At 50.4% G+C, this 19,417-nt stretch carries 19 protein-coding genes; all 19 read right to left on the reverse strand.

The window, feature by feature from the left end; translation table 11 throughout:
- Positions 1–11: 11 nt before the first annotated feature.
- The 19 genes from LOC67_RS24460 to LOC67_RS24550 all read right to left on the reverse strand — a co-directional run bounded on the left by LOC67_RS24460 (position 12) and on the right by LOC67_RS24550 (position 18,999).
- Positions 12–1,550 (reverse strand): serine hydrolase domain-containing protein, encoded by a 1,539-nt coding sequence (locus LOC67_RS24460; RefSeq protein ID WP_230265470.1) that lies wholly within the window; start codon positions 1,548–1,550, stop codon positions 12–14.
- Positions 1,551–1,793: 243 nt separating this feature from the next.
- Positions 1,794–2,345 carry a DUF4269 domain-containing protein gene (locus LOC67_RS24465; RefSeq protein ID WP_230265471.1) on the reverse strand — a complete coding sequence of 184 codons (552 nt, stop codon included), beginning with the start codon at positions 2,343–2,345 and terminating at the stop codon, positions 1,794–1,796.
- Positions 2,346–2,457: 112 nt separating this feature from the next.
- Positions 2,458–2,901: a hypothetical protein gene (locus tag LOC67_RS24470; RefSeq protein WP_230265472.1), complete on the reverse strand. Its 444-nt coding sequence runs from the start codon at positions 2,899–2,901 to the stop codon at positions 2,458–2,460.
- A 155-nt stretch (positions 2,902–3,056) separates the two neighbouring features.
- Positions 3,057–4,154 carry a TlpA family protein disulfide reductase gene (locus LOC67_RS24475; RefSeq protein ID WP_230265473.1) on the reverse strand — a complete coding sequence of 366 codons (1,098 nt, stop codon included), beginning with the start codon at positions 4,152–4,154 and terminating at the stop codon, positions 3,057–3,059.
- 514 nt (positions 4,155–4,668) lie between these two features.
- Entirely contained in the window at positions 4,669–5,049 is a 381-nt protein-coding gene (locus LOC67_RS24480) for a hypothetical protein (RefSeq protein ID WP_230265474.1), read from the reverse strand.
- A gap of 333 nt (positions 5,050–5,382) precedes the next feature.
- The gene (locus LOC67_RS24485; protein WP_230265475.1) at positions 5,383–6,312 is read right to left on the reverse strand and encodes a hypothetical protein; all 930 of its coding nucleotides are present in this window, start codon (positions 6,310–6,312) and stop codon (positions 5,383–5,385) included.
- Positions 6,313–6,514: 202 nt separating this feature from the next.
- Positions 6,515–6,727, reverse strand: coding sequence for a hypothetical protein (locus LOC67_RS24490; RefSeq protein WP_230265476.1), 213 nt, complete (start codon positions 6,725–6,727; stop codon positions 6,515–6,517).
- Between the two features lie 379 nt (positions 6,728–7,106).
- On the reverse strand, positions 7,107–7,583 hold the full coding sequence (locus LOC67_RS24495) for a hypothetical protein (protein WP_230265477.1): 477 nt from the start codon (positions 7,581–7,583) through the stop codon (positions 7,107–7,109).
- 222 nt (positions 7,584–7,805) lie between these two features.
- Entirely contained in the window at positions 7,806–8,309 is a 504-nt protein-coding gene (locus LOC67_RS24500; protein WP_230265478.1) for a hypothetical protein, read from the reverse strand.
- A 124-nt stretch (positions 8,310–8,433) separates the two neighbouring features.
- On the reverse strand, positions 8,434–9,417 hold the full coding sequence (locus LOC67_RS24505; protein ID WP_315861086.1) for a DUF1559 domain-containing protein: 984 nt from the start codon (positions 9,415–9,417) through the stop codon (positions 8,434–8,436).
- A gap of 170 nt (positions 9,418–9,587) precedes the next feature.
- The gene (locus tag LOC67_RS24510) at positions 9,588–10,175 is read right to left on the reverse strand and encodes a DUF1572 family protein (protein ID WP_230265479.1); all 588 of its coding nucleotides are present in this window, start codon (positions 10,173–10,175) and stop codon (positions 9,588–9,590) included.
- A 391-nt stretch (positions 10,176–10,566) separates the two neighbouring features.
- Positions 10,567–11,229: a DUF1871 family protein gene (locus LOC67_RS24515; RefSeq protein ID WP_230265480.1), complete on the reverse strand. Its 663-nt coding sequence runs from the start codon at positions 11,227–11,229 to the stop codon at positions 10,567–10,569.
- Entirely contained in the window at positions 11,178–11,702 is a 525-nt protein-coding gene (locus LOC67_RS24520) for a hypothetical protein (RefSeq protein WP_230265481.1), read from the reverse strand. Before LOC67_RS24520 ends, LOC67_RS24515 begins: the two co-directional genes overlap by 52 nt.
- A 1,471-nt stretch (positions 11,703–13,173) precedes the next feature.
- On the reverse strand, positions 13,174–14,412 hold the full coding sequence (locus tag LOC67_RS24525; protein WP_230265482.1) for a TlpA family protein disulfide reductase: 1,239 nt from the start codon (positions 14,410–14,412) through the stop codon (positions 13,174–13,176).
- Positions 14,413–14,555: 143 nt separating this feature from the next.
- Positions 14,556–15,110 carry a hypothetical protein gene (locus LOC67_RS24530; RefSeq protein ID WP_230265483.1) on the reverse strand — a complete coding sequence of 185 codons (555 nt, stop codon included), beginning with the start codon at positions 15,108–15,110 and terminating at the stop codon, positions 14,556–14,558.
- An 87-nt stretch (positions 15,111–15,197) separates the two neighbouring features.
- Positions 15,198–15,830, reverse strand: coding sequence for a DUF6940 family protein (locus LOC67_RS24535; RefSeq protein ID WP_230265484.1), 633 nt, complete (start codon positions 15,828–15,830; stop codon positions 15,198–15,200).
- Between the two features lie 167 nt (positions 15,831–15,997).
- On the reverse strand, positions 15,998–17,338 hold the full coding sequence (locus LOC67_RS24540) for a TlpA disulfide reductase family protein (protein WP_230265485.1): 1,341 nt from the start codon (positions 17,336–17,338) through the stop codon (positions 15,998–16,000).
- Positions 17,339–18,058: 720 nt separating this feature from the next.
- Positions 18,059–18,472: an SRPBCC family protein gene (locus tag LOC67_RS24545; protein WP_230265486.1), complete on the reverse strand. Its 414-nt coding sequence runs from the start codon at positions 18,470–18,472 to the stop codon at positions 18,059–18,061.
- Positions 18,473–18,597: 125 nt separating this feature from the next.
- Positions 18,598–18,999 (reverse strand): DUF421 domain-containing protein, encoded by a 402-nt coding sequence (locus LOC67_RS24550; RefSeq protein ID WP_230265487.1) that lies wholly within the window; start codon positions 18,997–18,999, stop codon positions 18,598–18,600.
- Positions 19,000–19,417 lie beyond the last annotated feature (418 nt).

Below are 19,417 nucleotides of genomic sequence, written 5' to 3' on the forward strand. Positions count from 1 at the left end.
CACGAGGTAAGTCATTTCCGCAACGCATTGCGTTTCTCATGCGTTAATCGCGTCTTCACCCGCTCTACCTCGCCAATATCGCTCTGCAACTCGAGCGAGACCTCCCAACCAATTTCATATCCCATACGCGACATCACTTCGACGATGTCTTCGGCAAACCGTTTTTCCGCCTTCTCGCCAAAGGCGCGTCTACAGTACGCCAGGATGCGATCGATTGAAGTGCCGTTGATCGAAACCAGTCGCCGCCATTTGCCGTCGACCTCGACTATCGTCCACCCATTCTCCCAACGTAATCCTGTAAACGCGGCAACCTTGGCGTATTGATGATCAACGACCGGTTCGCGGCGCAATAACTTCGCATCGACTCCCGCAACAGATCGCTCCAACAACCAATAGCCGATCGGGTCGACCGACGGGTCACCACAATTCGTAAGAACCGCCACGCCGACTCGGTGCTCAGGCGAGAAACCGATCCACGCCTTGCAGTTGTTCCGCCCGCCATTTTTCTTGATGACCGCGCCAATCGAATCGCGCGAGCGAATTGACCAACCGAGCCCCGTGGTTGCGTACGATCCATCGGAAAGCTTCACCGGCGAATGCATTTGCTCAAGCGATTCGATCGATAGGGCTCCCAGTTCCATCTGTGCCGCGAGAAACTTAGCAAGATCGGTGGCGGTTGAAATGATACCGCCTGAACCCGCTAGCCTTTCCCGATAGGAATGCCCTTCTGCAACTCGTGGACTCAGGCTGCTATATCCCGTCGCAATACGCATCCTTTCCGCCGGGTTGATACAGGTGTGCTCCAAATCCAGCGTTTCACAAACGTAGACACTTACCAACGATTCCAAAGGCTTTCCCGTCGCCCGTTCGAGCACATGGCCTAGCAGGCCAAGTCCAAGATTCGAGTACTCTTCATCAGTCCCCGGCACGAAACCCAATTGGACTTTGGCAAGCTGTTCATAAAGCAAGCTTGGCTCCAATTGATAGCGGCCCTCAATCGACTGCACCGGCCCTGGAATACCCCGCGGCAGTCCTGATGTATGTGACGCAAGCTGTCGAAGCGTAATCGTTTCACCCAGCGCCTTATCAGTCCCGATCGATGTTCCTTCCGGCAAATATCGCGAAACCGGTGCGTCCAAGTCGATCACTTGACGAGCATACAATTGCATCGCAACGAAGGTCGTAAAGACTTTTGATACCGACGCAACATGATATGCCGTCTCAGTTGTGACTTTTGTTCTCGAAGCGACATCTTCAAACCCAAAAGCCCCTTGATAGACAATCTGCCCCTCCTTGACGATCGCGACACTGATACTTGGCAGTGCGGCAAGGTCTATTTGATTTTTCAACCAATCATCGATCTGTTCCATTTCTGGCCGACCGAACGAACTGACATCGTCAAACTCTGGAGGCGTCAGCAATACACGCGTCGTCACCGGTGATCCAAGCTCAGGCTCGGGAATTGGCGCAGCGCCCCGCATTACCGATGACACGACGACGATACCGACACCTAAACCGAACACAAGAACAATAGACGCTCGTGTAACCATCCGATGCCTTCATCGATTGCGTTGATGATCGGTGTAATTGCTCAGGTGTCCAAAGCCGCATGGCCCTCGAACAAACCGTCCGTTCGTGTCTCACCAATGTGTCACAATATTGTACCGAATGGATAGAACTGCGGGCACCGACGCCGATTAGTGTTCTATTGATCCAGATCAGTGTTCCCAAATTCCCAACCACTAATCTTCGAAAATGGAACACTCATGAAGACAACGGAAACTCCTTGTGCATCAACGGGATCCAAAATCGCCCGGATCCGATGCACCGAAGTTTTCCAGCGTCAACTGCATCAACTGGGAATCTGATTTTTGTTCCAGGTCGAGCATTGCCGCATAGGGATCACCAAGCAGATCCAGCGCCGAAGCAAACGCAGGTTCCGTCTTCATCCCAGCCTGCTTTAACTCGATCACTCTTTCTCTTAGCCCAGGGCAAATTTCCAGCAGCCGTTTTTCGACTTGGAAATGCCGCACTCCCCATTGCATCGCCGTTGAAATGGGTTGGCAAAACAATTCGATATCCCAGCCCATCGCCCTAAACTTAACCACGATTGAATGGTGCCCCTGAAGTATCGGTCGCCTCACTTGGAACCCCGCTTGGCCACCGAATTCGGCAGTGACCAACTTTTCAAACTCAGCACCATCATGACTGCAGCAAGCGATATCGATATCACTTGTCTCGATCTGAATTCCCAAAGGCGGCGTTCCGATTAGAACCGGGTCATATGCGCTCAACCTGCTCAGCACTTCGAGTTTTTTGACAACGTATTGGAATTGCGGACGCATCAGTCTTTGACAAACCAGTCGGCAAACGGAAACATGAACAAACCGAATCACTAAACTAATTCGATAACGGCAACATCGCATCCCAGATGCGATGCATTTGCGAGACCAAACTTCAATCCAGGGCCGTTCCGTTCATCGGATCGACGATGAATCCGGAAACGTAGTCCCATTCGATGGCGTATTCGGTGTGGTATTGGCAACGGGAGTCTTGGTAGGAATCGATCATCCGCACACGTAACTTTCGCCCCAACATGACGCCCTGGAAATCCGGATACTCCGCCAACAATGCTGGCAGCAGACGCAGAGTTTCAGCGACGATTAAATTCATCCGCCGCTGCGAATGATCAACCGATGGTGATGCCGCGAACAATTCGGAAGGATTGTCAGGATCGATAAAGAAGGAGATGCCCTCGTAGATAATCGCTTCACCAGCGGCAAAGTTCGGAATCCTGTCTCGCGGTGGACCTGTAAAAAATTTCCAAAGACGCTTCCAAATCGAACCAGGATCGACTTCGTCTAACGTGGGAGAAGCATATGGATTCGGTTCGTTCGTCAATGCACGGACATCTTGCTTACACCGCGATTTGAAAAACAACGATCTCAAATACAGCGATCTGAACAGGGATCCCAAGAGGTCAAAGCATTGTAACAACTTTCGCTGCCAAACCAGCAAGCGGATGATGTCGTTGGTCTAACGTGGTAAAAGTATCCCTAATTGACAGGATTCTTGGATGGCTCAGCGATCAGGAGCTCAATCTTTTTTTCAATCCCGTCAAGGTGGCAACTCTCTCGCAACACGCCGCTCCTATCGATAAGCCAATAAGCTGGCAGCGTCGGCTCCCCGATTGACTTCATCAAAGGAGATTTGTCTCCCAACTCATGGAAGTGTTGTGGCCAAGTCATCTCCCTGGCCTTGATGAATTGCTGAAGCAGCTTCAGATCCGTGTCGCAGTTGATTCCAATGACTTCGAAACCGGAATCCAAGAAGCGGCTGCGTAATTCTTTCACTTTGGGGATTCCGGCAACACAGGGAGGACACCACGTCGCCCAAAATTCCAGCAGCACGACTTTGCCGTGGAAGTCACTTAAATTGACTTCCTTGCCTTCGGGATCATGGAACCGCAGGTCCAACGGTTTGCCCACTCGATCAAGTTGTGATTTCAGCTGACTCGCCTTTTGATACACATAAGAACCTGAGTGAGCCGTTTTCAGAACGTCTTCAACCAATCGCAACGCGTTTTCCGTGTCACTGTACTTCGCGATATTCAGCAGCAGATAGTCGTCACTGAATCGAACCTTCGCGTCTGGCGATTCGGCTCGAATTAACTTGCTTTGCTCGTCCACTTTCGCACGAGTCAAACGAACCAATCGCTCTGCTTCTTTCAAGTCAGACGTCCGATTGATTTGATTGGTACGGATGGTGATTCGTTTTCGAAGACTCAGATTCTCATCGTCCAAAAGATCGCTTTCAGCTTCCTCGAGTTCCTTCATCCTTTCTGCACTGGAACTCGCTGCGTAGTTCAGCAGTTCCATCCATGTTTCCCACGCTTCTTCGCCATGAGCGCTGTCTTGCTTGCCGGTGAATTGTTTAAAACGATCAGCGAGCAATCCTGCTTTTTTCGCTTGTCCATTGAGAAACCGCTCGATCTCAGCTTCACTCGAACCAGCAGGCTCAGCTTCGCGAAGCTCTTCGAACGCCGCGGACAGATTCAACCAATCGTCTTGAACTGGCTCTTGACCGATTGCAACGACGGACACAATGGCAAACCAAACGAACAAGGCTTTAGAAACAAAATCACGAACGTTCATAGAAATCCCTTTCGAACTGGAGTAGCTCTTCATTCAAATCTTCACGACCAAAATACATTGGTAACTGGACGAGCCTGACACATTCGAAAATCAATCGTGGAAGGTCCAACCACAGCTTGAACATGCCTCTTCGTCGGGAAGCATTTCATGCCCGCAGGCCAAACACGCCTCGTCGGCATCCGCTGTATCACAAGCAGAGGCCAAATCGCGCATCAACCGCTTCAGCAACCCGGTAGCGGTAGCCACATGTTGCCTTTCAACTTTCAATTTGATGCCACCCATTGCACCAGAGCGAAGCCAATTCGCTGACACCACGTGGTAGTCATCTAAGACCACCGAAATACCCTGGCTTTCAAGATGTGTTTTAGCTAGATCAGCTTCGACCGATTTGTCAAACGTCCAAACAGTCTGCATACGAACACCCTTTAGGTAATTGCAATTTTCGCGGTGACTGACTGTCAACCGTTCGTCCTGTTTCGCGAGACATCAAACATTCCAGCAGACACGTCAGCCTTTACGACGATATTGATTGATCCGAAAAATCCTTCCTCAGCACATAAGTTAGCAAACCAATTGCTGCAAATGTTTCCAGCAGGATCATCGCATTGATTTTAAATGAGACATTCCAAGGCGGACTAATTAGATAGTGACCTAGCACAAGCAAACTCATTCCCGAATAAATGAGAAGCGAATACCTGCCAAGCGTTTGCCAACGCTGCTCATAGTACCAATAGCCCGCGATAGCAAATGGTGTCATGACAAACCAAAACGCATCAACGATGCATGGGTTTAGCCATGTCGGTTCTGGGTATTCGGCGAAGTAGCAAATGTTGGCGACGTAATGCAAAATCGACGCCACCACGTTGAAGACGACAAGGCAAAACAGAAGTCGCAACTCGGGACGGAACTAACCACCAGGACGCATTTGAATACCATTTGCAGAAAAGTTCCTGATCTGTCTCCCCATACGGCATCGCCCCACGAGGAATCATGCTCCCTTAATTGAACCAGATTTCCCAGCATTGCTCTGCCCTACCCTAAACTGTCCCAAGCGTTGCCCTTCGTTATCAATTCCTTCCAAATCGCAGCAAGAAGCAAAATCAAGAAGAGCACCTCCCGTCCGTACAGCCGACACCCAGCGTCACCGCATCAATCCCGGAGGCAGTCGTCCAGGCCCAAAAAGCTGAATCCTGAATACGAAGACAGAATTACAGAGTGATGACCGTGTCTAGGTGATATGCGAAGTCACATAAAACTCCCCTTGTTCGCTCACCAAGACCTCAACCCAAGGCTCTGAATTCGCGAATGTTCGCAGGACAACGGAACAGCCCTGATGCTCTGGCTCGGGTTCCTCTACCCAAGGAAAATGGCGACCACCAAGTTGCGCAAAAAATCGAGGCGGAGACTCAGGTTTCGCTTTCCCCAACAGTCCCGGGCGCGTCATCAGATTCGACCATGATGCCAACGTTTCGTAAAACGGAATGAAGCGTTCATCGGTGAACTCAATCTCAAATCGCTCATCAAGTTCATCTTCCATTTCCAAAATCGGAAATTCTTCGTGCACCGCAGCATACATGGGAAACCAACCGTCTTTACTTCGATCCGGCAGTGAGTCGAACCACTGCACACTGCCGACCTCGTAGTCATCGAGGCGAAGCTGCATCACACCCCGATCTTGTAAAACTGCATTTGGATGAATACTCATGTTGACGACGAGCCAGTCGGTCTCAAAGTTAGCATCTGGGTTGAAATATCCGACTACTTTGGACTCGTGCGAGTTGGAACCGGGGGATCTCAACACAATCACGGGATCGAGTACAGACCGCACCGCTTCGATCAGCTTTGTGAATTCTGTGTAAGCGTCCCCGAGATCGGCTTGAATCTTCAAATCAATCAAATGACGGTAAATTCGCTCGGCGATTTCATGGTCAGAACCCTCAACTGAGGAACATCCAACTGACGCAGCGAGTCGCTTCAGGTCTTCAGTGTCGAACTCGCCATGCATCAATGCCATGGAAATGACGAAGTCCTTTCTCGCGAGTTGCTCAATTCGTTCCTCGCCCTGTGATTTACAACGAGTCACCTCGGCCATTAGGTCCAGAACCGAATCGGGCAACGCACTGACGAAGCGGAGTTTGTATTGCTGAAAATCTGCCATTTCGAAAAATCACCGGGTGAGAAAAGAAAAAACTGAAGCATCGGCGAAAAAGGTAAATCGATCAATTTACACAACATGCTGCACTTCTGTTCCAAAGCGGAAGACGTAGATATTGATAAATTCGGATCCGGGACGACCTCGCATTTGATATTCGGAATATAGGGTAACGTCACTTTCACGCGTCAACCGATACACCGCCGCCTCAAAGCTCTTTATGGAACGGCTTTCTGATTGCACGCGGCGCGAGCCATGGTGTGACGGAGAACGGCATTAAAAAGAGTCCGAAGAATGCGCCAATGGCGGCCCAACCTGCTGGCTCAATCTCGTTTTCCAGTTTGATCATCGGACCAATGAAATACAGCAGTCCCGCAACAAGCACGGCGCCGAACAACGGCCCAATCCACCAGAAAAACATCCTCCAGAACAACGGGCACTGCTTTCTAAGTCGGCGGACATATGTTTGCACGTTCTCGCCACTGTCATGCCAACAGAAATTCTTAAGCGAGTCCGACTGCCGGCAGTGTGAGCACATCGTGCCTAGCGTCTGAGAGAATGGGTTGCACAGTCCAATCCAATTTCTACCGGTCACCATCGTAGGTTTTCCACACTTTATATGGACGTACGTCCGACCCTCAATCTTCGTCGGGTGATCTTCGGATCTCATCTGCATGCTGCACAGTCTCGTGAGAAGGAATGCATGCTGTCACACGTGAAAATTCCAGATTGTACCTGCATCAAACGGTCGCAATCAGGATTGCCGAGCATTGTACAAATCGGGACACAACCACCTTTCACTAGAACGCTGTGCTCATCCAAACATTTGCTTTCGGTGCCGGCAATGACTTCGCATAGGTGAAAACCGCGATCATGACCGCCACACATGTGACTGAGGCCATCAATGCTCTTAGCGACAGCCTGCCTTTAATCACAACTTGTGAGGCGATCGACAAGAAAACGAACGCAGCAACAAAGAATGCCGCATTGATGACGATCGCTGCTTTTGAACGATGACTTTCACCGACCTCGATGCGAATGTCCCCGAATGCGTGTTCCAGCGGCGAATGTAAAACCCCGAATGGTGATCGGACCCAAAATTGCTCCGTTGTTGTAGCAACCGGCCATCCATAGGTTCTGACGCCTGAGTACCCGGACAGTCTTCCTGACCCTGGAGTAGGTACGAACTGGATACCGTTTTTCACTCTCGGAATGGACAAGCTTAGAACGAACGACAACAGCGACAGCAAAAACACCCCGACAACAAACACACGCATTGACGTGGTCAATCGCATCGATCAGCTGTGATTTGCTTGAGGAAGGAATGGAGAGCAACAAACAGGAGTCGAGCAATTCCAGTGAACCTACAGACTGCAACTTAGCTCCAACTACATGCATCACTCGCAACAGAAAATCGCCGAAGTGCGTTCATCGTAGCCTGCTTCACCGCGACGATTGGCGAGCGCGTAACGAGATCGAACTAACGAAAATTTCTCGATCTACGCGGTATTCGACTCGATCTGAATCGTATTGTGTCTGTCAAAGACGATGCACGCCAACTTTCCGCCACTGATGCCCAGGAATACAGCGATAAACATCTGCCCTGCGATCATATACCCTTTCGGATCGGGAAGCTTCTCCTCTCTCACCGAGCGGTTACGATACCGTGGATCTGAACGATCAAAATCTGGGATCACATCGCCCGTGTTGCGGTCGATCCAAACTGTTCGTACTGCATTTCGATAGCCAAAGCCAATCGCCTGCGTCGAAGGGAAGTCACCGCGATACGCATAGAACTCATCCTCCCCACCGAAACTAAGTGCGCTCGAATACAAAACGACAGGCACCAAAAAGCCGATCGAAAATGCCTTCGCTTTGTCAGCCCCCACGAACGCAACAACAGCGATCCCCGCAACGAAGACGAAATTGCAAACAACGGAGATCGATGCAATCAGTCCACCGTTCCGAAGCGACGCGATCCCCAACGCCAAGAAGAAGATCAAAAAAAGAAGTTCGCGAAGCGTGAGACGAATCGTACCGTTCCCCTAGATGAGAAATGAATCCCAACAAAATACTCGACATAGTCTGGCGATACCGCCGTATTCCTCAGCAGCATACCACCGCCTCTCATTCACGCGAAATACTCTCGCCCTTCGCCCTGGTGGACCACGCGTTTAAAAGGTCGCTGTCAACGGAATTGCTGACAAGCTGTACTGCCCCATCGGCAAACAGGCAGTTTGCCCCCGCACTGTGAAAACTGTAAATCCCGGTCATGTTCTCGTAGTTTACTTTGCCATTGTGCGGCGCAAGCCATGCAAAATGCGTGCTGATTGCCCAGGCGGCTTGATGATTGTCTGACCCTAAGTTGCCTGAATACGGCCAGGCTTCGACAAGTTCTCCGTTGCTGTAGAAGTCAGGCCGCCCCGCTCGCTCCGCTACCAACATCGTATTTGAAAGACCGTCGGTGATATCTCGGAATTTGGCAATGCGGTAAGAGACCGGAACGATCGAATCACGTTCGTAACGATAGGTTGGTTCCCCCCATGCACCAAACGCAACGTTCGACAAATAAGGTGGGCGATCACCAGCAGGCTGGCTTGCAGCAGCGCCACCAACGATTTCGTAGTCGGATCGTGCAGCCGTTCCGACGATTTCGCTCGATGGCTTTCCACCATTGTATCTCAGTATCTCAGGGACTCTTTGACTCGGTGTTGACGTCGATGGGCACAGGAATACTGCAAGCTCGGTGTTGACCCAAGATTGATTCGCATCATCCGTCGCTGCGACTGAAAAATCGATCTTATCTGCCATCCCTGAATGTTCGAGTCGTGAAAGAAGCGTTGCTCGCCATGAATAACAATGAAACTCATCCAACGCCGACGGTGGGTTCGCTCGGAATGCTGCGTTGTACAACGAAGGCAGTTGTCGCATTGACGATTCGTAATTCTGAATCGAAAGCCCAACTTGCCGTAAATGATTTGTACAGGTCGTTCGTCTCATCGATTCTCGCACCCGCTGGATTGCTGGAATCGAGATTGCAAACAGCATACCCAGAATTGCAACAACAACGACCAACTCAATAATCGTTAATGCGGGTCGGCGCTTGACCATGGTCAAATCTCCAGGAGAAGATGAATCGTTCGCATCTGTAAACAGATGCGCAACAAGCGATCATTTGTTTAAAAATGATTCCCCTTTAAAAAATCCAGTTCATGGTCCGTCGCCGTGAAAACAGAGATGAACAGGATCCAATTAAATCAACCGATATCCCGCTAGCCTCGTCAATTTCTGGGACGCTCGCTTTTATCACGGCCAGAGAAAATGCTGCGACTCGCCTCGGATCCCCAGGTCCGCGCGTTGTGCTCCGCTGAAGAGCCCGGTGCAATCGTCAACCATTGCCAATCGCCTCGATGGACGATCCTTGCAATCAAACAAACCTGCCCGACATGATAGGTCAAATGTGCCACGGACCGCATAATCGCTTGTGGGATCGAATGAGCTTCCCCTCGGATGTAGATCGTCGTTCCAACATTGTGTTCGTCAATTGTATCTAGAGCGTTCACCAACGCGTCCCAACCCAAATCGAAATGCTCAAGCAAAGACGCCCGATCGCCTTCCCAATCAACAAACTCCGCTTCCCGATCACGATCAGGCTTTTCACCATCGCTCGTCAAGAAGTCCGTCCATCGGCTCTGAAGGTTGCCTCCTAAATGGCGCAGAATGACTGCAACCGAATTGATCCCTGTCTCAGGACGACAAAACAACTCTTCGTCAGAGAGCTGCTCCACCGTCGCATCAATCATCCGTCGATACGACGCAACGGCTTCACGCACCACATCGATCCAAACAGTTGTTGCTAATTCATCCACGGCACCACCTCAAGAGAATTCAAACCTAAAGAATCGCAAACACCTCATCCACTGCAACAACGCATTTTCGAATCTGTAAAACAACTGTGGGTACCAATCGTTTCCTCGACAGACATTCGTCGTTTCAATTTCTAGGGCGCATGGATTCGTCCTCTCTTTTACCAGAACAGTTCTATCACTGCCCCAAGTGAACCGGCAGACGCAAGTATCCCTTCATCGGTCCAGCCAAGGCCAACTCAAGGACAAATTGACAAACCCTTCATCACATCTCAGTGATCCAGTTATGCCATCCAGACGCGAACTCGAATCACTCCGCTTCCAGGCAAGAGGCCAGCAATTTCGAACCAACGAGATCGATTGTACGAGAACCGAAAGATCTTAACAGCAAGACCTACCACGCGATGAAACTACCAGAGCGATGATCGTAAATCTCTTCATGCCACTCGCTGGTTTCTGCGGCATTTCGTCGATCCATGCCAATTGGAGTCGTCGCCGTGACGGGATTCTCCAACCGAACGACAACATCGTTGCCACGTGGCCCGCCACAGCTAGTATCAAGAATCGAATTTCCTCTCGCAATCTCGGCGTCGACAATGACATTCAACGCAGGACAAAGAAGACAGCGATGATAGACGATCAACAACGAACGCGCAGCCTGCTCGCAACGAGCCAAATGACTTGGTAACCCCAACGACGAACTTTCGATCTTTGACAAGTGCGTGCTAATCGCCTTCTGGTCATCGCCATCGAGTAGCATCTCAATGAGCTTGGGTAGGTAAACGTCGTATTCATCGGATGCCCCTGGGACTTTACCGATGCCAATCGGATCCCAGCAGTGCAGCAATGCATCGCGCACAACTCCTTCAAGCTGGGATCGCATGCTGTTCATCTCCAAATCACGTTCACTCTCAAAAAAGTCATCCCATCCCCGAATACGAACGTCATGAACCGGCACAGGATGCCAAACGACGCAAGCTCCGTGGCAATCGGACGCGATCTCATTCAATCCTTGTCCTTCATCAGATCTAAGCTGCTCCGCCACTTCAACTTCCATTCCCCCTCGTTCTGAACCTCACCAATCATCACACTGGAACCATCTGCATTAAAAGTCTCGGTTATTCTAGTTTCTTCTCCTTGAGGTCCCCGCGTCATCGTTACCAACGTATTCTCATCAACGATTTTCGATTTCCATTTTTGACTTTCGATTTTTTGACTGAACGTCGAGGTGCGCATCACATCAACGTCGTACCCTTCTTCTGTCTTTTTCCAAAGCATCACCTGCTCCATTTCGAATGGAAAGCCGAATACCCTCGCCTTGACGTGATCGGTCACAACAAAGACCCGGCCACCAAATGATGACTTGACTGTTACAGTTTCGGTTCCAACTTTTGCCAAGCCACTACCAATATCGAATTCAAAGTCGCCGGTGAATGTCCCAACTGACTTATTCGGCCGAGCATCTTCTGCAGACGCTATATAACGATTGTTAGCAATGAAGGCTAGCGCCAAAATGATCAACAGTCTCATGCTTGAATTCCCAGTGTGGTTTGCTGGTGAGATGCTCTGCTGTCCGCATCATGTCAAAATCGATCAATTCTCATGATGCTTCAACCAAATGCCCCGGTTTCTTCCGAAACCGTGAATGATCCAGTTGATGTTCTGCTATAGGTTGGCGTCCAATCGATCTTCACGCTTCGTGCTGAACATGCCTAACAAACTAGACTGAGCATACCTACTGAGTTCAGTATTCTAGCGTCATCGAAAACAGTTCACCAATGATCCGGTGTCATCTACTGGGGCAAATCGAGAATCAAAGCAGTCGACTTGGTTGACACGTTCTCAGAAAGAACGAAGTCGCATGCCCAGTACAAATCAAGCAGACTTGGTTGAATTTGTGACAAGTCGTTAGCATTCTCGACACTGTCGCCAATGCGAAACGCATTCAATCGGCCGTGATTTGGCTCCGATCCATCCAAGACGAGAAAGTCTGCGAAAGCCTCATAGCGGCACGATAGCCACAATGGCTCGACATTCCCCTAAAACGACTCCGACTGCTCATACCGAAGCTTGGCGGAGACAATCTTGTCGCAATTCGAACAACGGGCGTCGATCCGTTTTCCATAGGATGCCGCCCCCCAACGAATTCCCCCAACGCTCCAGACGGACCGCTCCATGCCACATTCTGTACACTGAACCATCCACCGCTCAGACGATTCACGGAGGGACTCGAACCAACTAGCAGGCAAGATCGCCTGAGCAAGCCGCTGTATCTTTGACACGTTCATCTCCACAATTTGTGATCGAGCATCTTAGCATGCTAGATAAGGCACACCGCATCAAAATTCGAGGCGCTCGGTGGTGACGGAACTCAGCCACAGGCGCTTCGAGCATTGTCAACCTATTACCGAATCTCCCCGGACCATTCACGAATGCGACAGATCAGGCAACTGATTTAGAACCATCTCGCTAAGCATGGCTCACACGCACCACTTGCTCAATTCTACATCATTCGCAACATCGGTTCCGACTGATTTAGGTGACCGAACTCGCAATAGACCGCTCAGCCCTGAGTTGGGAAGCGGCCCGTTTTCGATCGCGACGATGATCTGTCCGTCGTTATCTTACAGCACCGAGCGTTGGATACATCAGAAACGAAACCCAAACCAAAAGTCCCACCACCGCTCCCGGAATGAATGCTTTCCTTCCTCTGAGCAGTAGACCAATAGGTCCGCCAATCAATGCGCCGGGGAGTAGCAACGCCGGTATGGCAATCACAGCGAGAGGGTCCTCAGGGTTCGCCCAGTTAACCCCGATGACCAGAGCCCATGTGACTGCATAGCTGAACAACTCAAACAAACTGAACTTACGCTGCGACAATCGTAATCTCACAATTTTAGGTGTGAACGCGATTCACGTCAGCAGTGAAAGCTACTGACGAACCACAACAAGCAGACAGCGAAGCAAAACCAATTTTTCGTGCATCGTATTTCCACCTGACTCACTCGCTTTCCGGAACCAGCAATAGCCTTTCCAGTCGGGACCTTCCTTCAGCGCTGTCCCGGAACTCGCCTGCCACGTTTCCTTCTCTGTCAATCAGGATCATCGTAGGATAGCTGTTCACGCCATAGTCCGCAGCGACTTTACACAAAGCGTCCTTTTCAGAATTGCCGCGGAATGGCGTGGGATTCTCTGCGAGCAGGGCGATCGGATACGAAATAGAACTTCCCTTCAGAACCCCCATCTCTAGCGTTTTTTCATACGCCTCGTATTCGGAAAGCGATGTGATTCGATTTCCAACATCGATATGAAGACCAATGATTTTCAATCCACGCTCGCGATAGCGTTTATCGAGCTCGCTCAGCTGCGGCAGCTTAGCGACACACGCGTGACACCAATGTCCCCAGAAGTCCAGTAAGACAACATTGCCCTTCAAGTCTTTTAGCGACTTTGGCCCGTCCCCCTTCCAAGCGATCACATTTGAAATTTCAGGAGCCGGCAGCCCTTCCCTCTGCCTCGATCCCTTCAGCGAAAGCTGTATCACGTGAAGTTTCATCTCCGCGACACCCTCAGGCACTAGAAGCGATCGCTTGGTTGTCAGCGTTCCGCCATTTAAACCAGAAACCGACAGTGAGAATTCCCCGGGCGGTAAGAACAACTCAAACTCAGATGACAGTGAATGATGCTCGACGCACAACATGCCATCAAACGAGACGCTTACCGAATTCCGATCAAGTTCCAGTCCGCGATTTGCAAGCTCTTGGCATACCAGCGTGCCAGTTATTTTGCATTCGGGATAGAGCGTGATCTCGACATCTTCGTTGCCAGCTCGTGATAGATTAGTAATCCCGCAAAGATGCCGACCCTGGTGACGGGCGACAAGACTAACTCGGAAGTTACTCGCGATCTTCTTCCCGTCCTTCAGCCTGACGATGCCATGTTCATCAGACTGCACTTCCCGTGGGAAACGTTCTTGCGAGGCGGGGTTTGGCAAGTACAACCACGACGGAGATTCGAAGGACAAGTCACCGAAACATGCTGAAAATCCGACCTTTGCTCCTTTCACCGGTTGCGACTGGTGATCACGGACAACAACGACTAGATCTCCCGTTGTCTGAGTCGGATCTTCTCGCGATTGCGACCACCCTTGATTCGGCATCAAGATGCCTGTGACCAGAACGACGATGTAAGTCGCAAACGCAAGAAACGGTCGAACCACCAAGCAATCAAGGCGAGTCATACAAACTACCGCGGTGTTTAGAAAACCGTTCAGAAAAGTCAATCGACCGACGTCAATTTACACACACCGACGCATAGCGGTTTTGCAAAATTCGGAAACCGTTGTGCCCAATTCGACAGCACCTAGACCCTCCAAAACGGTCCCTACTGGTCATCTTCCCCAACTACATCAGATTTCCATTTCCAAGTTTCAAGCAGCGATTCCACCATCACATCTCTGTGCTTCAAATCTTCGGTTTCCGCCAGGGACAGCATCGGCATATACAGACGCTCGCCATGCAAACAAACAATGACCGCGCAAGGAACATGGTAGTCCTTCGATTCCGTCAAGAGCAAAGTTGCATCTGCGCCATCGAGCTTAACATCCTTACGCGTCACTTTTGCAAGAGAGCCCTTTGGAACCATAACCTTTTCCATTGAATCGAGAATGGTCGGCAAGTCAGCTGCAGCACCACCCACATCAACGATAAATCGCCCCTTTGCAAACAGTCGTAATTTCGATTTCAAAAAGCAGCGTGCAAAGTTCTTTTCGTCAGGTGACGGAATGGCGAAGTACCATTGATCGGGAATCTCGAATGAAAACAGCTTCGTTGTATACACCAACTCGTCCGCCACAAGCGGTGGGGCTGATGTGCTGAACGCACCCAAAACTAAAACAATCAATAGAAACAATCGGTTGCATGAAAATTCGTGAAGCATCTTGACTGGTTGACCGAGGTTCGCTGTTCTTGTGGAATCACCTGAACTTTTGCGGTTGATCGTAGAAGCTAGAACGCCCTAGGGCAATCAGAGTTCGATCCCGTTTTTATCCTTGCCATACCGAGCACCGACTTTCGGCGTTTTGTATTCAGTGAAGCCGTAGTATTTAGGCTTGGTATCAATTCGAACATGCAACCAAGCCACACCACCACCGGCCGTGCTTAACCACCTCGTTTTGTCACCAACGACCTTTCTAGTCTCGCTGCCTACCACTTGCCACATTCTATCGATCTGTTCAGGCGGCCCATCACGGAGAAAGGATGCGAGGTGTGTGTAGCATTCGTCTCGTCCGGTTGGACATGGGACAATCATTTGTGCATTGCGACCAAGGTTGGGAAAACTGAGCACATCATTTACTTGCTTAGACCCTGAAAAGCGATCACCGAACGCCGACGAGTCTGCTGCTCGCGCAAGCCTCGGTGAGTTAAGCAAAACGAATTCAAAGGGCAGCTTTTCACTGCTGCTGTTGAGCGCCGGAGTCTCCCAGCGAAAAGCCGAAAAGGGTGAGGAAACGAGTAGGTTAGTAAAGAACTGCCGAAACTCAGAATGACGCCGCAGTAATAGCAGAAAGTCGCCAAACGTGATCAACTCACTTTGACGGAGGATCCGGTACTTCATCACACGCGAATCACCAACCGTTTCTGTTTTAGCGTCAAACATTGTTTCCAGTCTCAGGCGGAACGGATGTAACAGTGCACAGTGAAACATGTGCAGTCACCGAAAGGATCAGCGTGATGTCGCGTGGGGCCCTGAACCCAGTCGCTGCATTTCGCGTGGCTCGGTCCATCCCAAAAACGCTGCGTTAACTTCTGACATGAATCCCGACTTCACTTTTGTACTTGCACGGGATGTATCTCGACAGCTTGCGTTGTCACACCTTCAATGCGGAATAACTCGATGACCTCTTCTAAAGACAACGCCGCGTCCTGATTCGCGTCTCCCTTTTCAAAGTTCGCTTGTGCTTGCTCAGGAAGCTCGTTTTTCTCAAGTCGACCATCTTTGTTTTTATCGAAAGCTGTAAACATCGATCTCGCAATTTCGTCAACAGGCGGCATAGCCGTACTGCTTGCTGGAGATGCACCGACCATGGACCGCACCGCGTTTATAGCCCCCTTATGGTCCGTCCCAAGAAATCGAATCACGCCTTCACTATCCAAGACATAGTACGACGGAAGCGACAAGCTTTGCCACCGCTTCTGCAGCACTTCGTCGCTATCAACGATGACATCCCAATCCACAGAATTCTTCTCGACAAAGTCTTTCAATACCGCACGGTCCTTGTCTGCACTGACACCGATGATCGCAAACTTTTCGGCCGGTATTTCGTTGAATAGCTTCGAAAGGTCCGGGACGGCAGCTACACACGGTGCGCACCAAGTCGCCCAAAAATCGACCAGCACAACCATATCCCGATAGCGCTCGATATCGATCATTTGGCCATCAAGATCTTTACCAGAGAGCTGCTCCGCAACTTTACCAAGCCTCAGATGCTGCACAGCGAAGATGGATCCCTCCGCTAGCTCTTTAAGGGTCATTCCTCCGATACTCTGAGCTCCATATTGCTTCCCAATTTCTCGGAACTCCTCGATGACTTGATCTTCCAATGCGCTGCGATCCTCGCCGGACAAACGCTTCACCAGATCATCACCAAGATTCAACCGATACTTCAAGGCTGCGCTCTCATCAAAGGCCAGCTCGTCGGCAATCAACAACAATGATTTCTCGTGGATCGCAGAACTGGCCAAGACAATCCAACGGTACTTCGGATCGGTTGACGTCTCCCCAAAACCCTTGAAAAGCTCCGGTGTACAACCAGTGGGATTAATGGCGAACGACAAGAGTTTTCGAATGCTTGCAGGTGACGTCGAATGATGCTTGATCAACAATGTCGTCGATGAATGCGCGACCTTCGTGTCACCACCGCCTCTGACGATCCAGTGCAAGATCCCTTCGGCTTCCGGCGACGCAATGTCCTCGCGTGCGACCAGAAGCGCTTCGTTCGCAAGCTTCTCACGGGCTTCGACGTACGCTTCATGCGTGCTAGCTTCGATCCTCCGCTCTTGAGCCCTGAAATCCCTTTCCGTTTTCGCTTTCTCTAGGTTTTGCGACGAACCGACCGAAAGCAGCAAACTGCAAAACAAGGCAAAGACAGCCACGTATCGATTCATGCTTGTACCTTAAAGCTCAAGTAACAAAACGAAAGCGGTCACGATCTCGCTGCAGTGGCTTCTAATTATCGCCCAAACCACTCACGACTTCTGTAGACCAGTCGGCCCAAGGAACCCGCGTTGGAGACCCTCACCAACAGCAAAATAGACACAAAGTCTATCCGATACGGTAGCGAATGGCAGCTAGTTTTTTAAAACAGACGTTGCCCTTAAATTTTGGCTTTCTATTTCGATTGAACCATCAGTCGGATCGGCATATTTGAGAATTCGTTGCTATCGCTTCTTTCGAATAAGAGCGAGCTTGGCGGCGCGAATCTTACCCAGTTCGCCCTCAAACGGTGATAGAACCAGAACAACGCGAGCATAGTCTTTGGATCGAAACCACTGCTCGGCTTACTCAGCAGCCGATTCCAAGGCCTGCTTGCGCGGCCATCGAGCAAGGCGGCATCTGACCATTCGGTCACATCCTGGGATTGCTCGTCACGCCAAGCAGGGATTTGCCTACCGCAAAACAGCTGGAACTAACTTTCGCAGAGGCATCGGCACCTCATCTACCTCGGCCTTGAAAACGGGCGGTGCTCAGCATTCATGCCGTAACTATCGCGTAAGACATGAGCAAAATAGACGCCGACGCAATTCAGTGGTTTGCGCAGAGCTTGGTTCATGACTGGGCTGACATTAGAAAGCCCAAAGTTTGTCGTCTCAGATTTGGGCTGATCACTAACCAGCTCTGTTCTCAGTGTGCAACTTGAAGTTATCCAAAATACACTGCCATCCTTGACGCTGCTGCTCGGCGCTGTGTTCATCCTCGGCGTCGAATGTTTCGACGACACGGACCCCCGAATCCGTTTGGACAAATTTAACTTCGACAATCCTTGCGTCAGCGAGCGCATATTTGATTAATGACTGTGGTTCGATCACCGTAAATGTGCCCTCAAAGTTAAACCCTATCGATCCATCCTTTGCCTCCATGCGGTAGCTGAATTGACCGCCAACGACCAACTCAATTTGTGCGGTTGGGCAACACCATTCGTCAGACGCAAAGTTCCACCGAGTGATATCGCTTGGTGTTACCCAGGCCTTCCAGACTTGATCAATAGGCGCATCGACGGTTGTTTCAATCGAGATTTCCATTTTGTCTATTCGTTTGTGTAGTGTGTCGCAGTAGCCGAAGAACGCCGGACACCAGGCAGCTTTGAAACCTGTGCATTGCGCTCGTCATTTTCCAGCAGCATGCCAAAAGCCAAACATTTGTTCGGTCAATCGATAAATCTCACCCCATGGAGCAAGTCGACGGAGAATTCATTGCCGTGCAAAACCGAGATGTCTCCGGTGGTTTCCAAAACGACCGCATGGACGGATGCGAAGTCGCCTACGTTTGCTTCTCGCAGTTTCGCGATCACATCATCCTTCGATACTCGTGTCTGGGCGAGAGCTGCTTCAACGATTCTACCGTCACGCATCAGTACAACTGGCTCATTCTGGACGATCGACTTCAAACGCTTTGAGTAGCGTCGTGCAAGCGCGGTTGAAAATTGAACAATGAACAGCGCCGCCATCGAAACGATCGACTGAAAGAAGGCGTCCCAACTTGTCGACTGACTTGAACTCGCGACCAAAGATCCCATCGCAACCGTCATGACGAAGTCAAAATTCGTCATCTTCGAGAAGGACCGAAGCCCATTGATGCGAACGAGGGCCACAACCCAAATCATCGCAAGCGTTGCGAGAACAAGTCCTCGAATAATCACATCCAATGTCGAGTGCGAAACAAACATTCGGTCCCTAGATAAGCAAGGAAAATTGAGTCACGTGCGTTGCTCAACAAGATCCAGCAACGTGGGCCATCACAGTCGAAACACTCACCACGCCGGACCTTCACCAAGCCGACGTAGCTTCACCAGTTGGCCCGGAAAGAAGCCAAAGAGACCTCGAAACGCAACAGTGGTGGGAAGTTTACTCGATCGGAAAGAACAAAGGCAACGAGTACCTCCGCCTCCAGGACTGATGCGAACTCGAGTTGAGATAACCGTGGCACCTGAAGCAGGTTTGAAATGCAAATGCGAGCGGAATCACGTG

It is taken from the genome of Stieleria sp. JC731 (assembly GCF_020966635.1).
In the GTDB taxonomy this organism is placed as follows: Bacteria; Planctomycetota; Planctomycetia; order Pirellulales; family Pirellulaceae; genus Stieleria.

What these genes read in the sequence shown, in the direction of transcription:
- LOC67_RS24460 (WP_230265470.1), bottom strand. Translation starts at nt 1,550, where the DNA reads ATGGTTACACGAGCGTCTATTGTTCTTGTGTTCGGTTTAGGTGTCGGT.
- LOC67_RS24465 (WP_230265471.1), bottom strand. Translation starts at nt 2,345, where the DNA reads ATGCGTCCGCAATTCCAATACGTTGTCAAAAAACTCGAAGTGCTGAGC.
- LOC67_RS24475 (WP_230265473.1), bottom strand. Translation starts at nt 4,154, where the DNA reads ATGAACGTTCGTGATTTTGTTTCTAAAGCCTTGTTCGTTTGGTTTGCC.
- LOC67_RS24485 (WP_230265475.1), bottom strand. Translation starts at nt 6,312, where the DNA reads ATGGCAGATTTTCAGCAATACAAACTCCGCTTCGTCAGTGCGTTGCCC.
- LOC67_RS24490 (WP_230265476.1), bottom strand. Translation starts at nt 6,727, where the DNA reads ATGTTTTTCTGGTGGATTGGGCCGTTGTTCGGCGCCGTGCTTGTTGCG.
- LOC67_RS24495 (WP_230265477.1), bottom strand. Translation starts at nt 7,583, where the DNA reads ATGCGTGTGTTTGTTGTCGGGGTGTTTTTGCTGTCGCTGTTGTCGTTC.
- LOC67_RS24505 (WP_315861086.1), bottom strand. Translation starts at nt 9,417, where the DNA reads ATGGTCAAGCGCCGACCCGCATTAACGATTATTGAGTTGGTCGTTGTT.
- LOC67_RS24515 (WP_230265480.1), bottom strand. Translation starts at nt 11,229, where the DNA reads ATGGAAGTTGAAGTGGCGGAGCAGCTTAGATCTGATGAAGGACAAGGA.
- LOC67_RS24520 (WP_230265481.1), bottom strand. Translation starts at nt 11,702, where the DNA reads ATGAGACTGTTGATCATTTTGGCGCTAGCCTTCATTGCTAACAATCGT.
- LOC67_RS24525 (WP_230265482.1), bottom strand. Translation starts at nt 14,412, where the DNA reads ATGACTCGCCTTGATTGCTTGGTGGTTCGACCGTTTCTTGCGTTTGCG.
- LOC67_RS24530 (WP_230265483.1), bottom strand. Translation starts at nt 15,110, where the DNA reads ATGCTTCACGAATTTTCATGCAACCGATTGTTTCTATTGATTGTTTTA.
- LOC67_RS24535 (WP_230265484.1), bottom strand. Translation starts at nt 15,830, where the DNA reads ATGTTTGACGCTAAAACAGAAACGGTTGGTGATTCGCGTGTGATGAAG.
- LOC67_RS24540 (WP_230265485.1), bottom strand. Translation starts at nt 17,338, where the DNA reads ATGAATCGATACGTGGCTGTCTTTGCCTTGTTTTGCAGTTTGCTGCTT.
- LOC67_RS24545 (WP_230265486.1), bottom strand. Translation starts at nt 18,472, where the DNA reads ATGGAAATCTCGATTGAAACAACCGTCGATGCGCCTATTGATCAAGTC.
- LOC67_RS24550 (WP_230265487.1), bottom strand. Translation starts at nt 18,999, where the DNA reads ATGACGAATTTTGACTTCGTCATGACGGTTGCGATGGGATCTTTGGTC.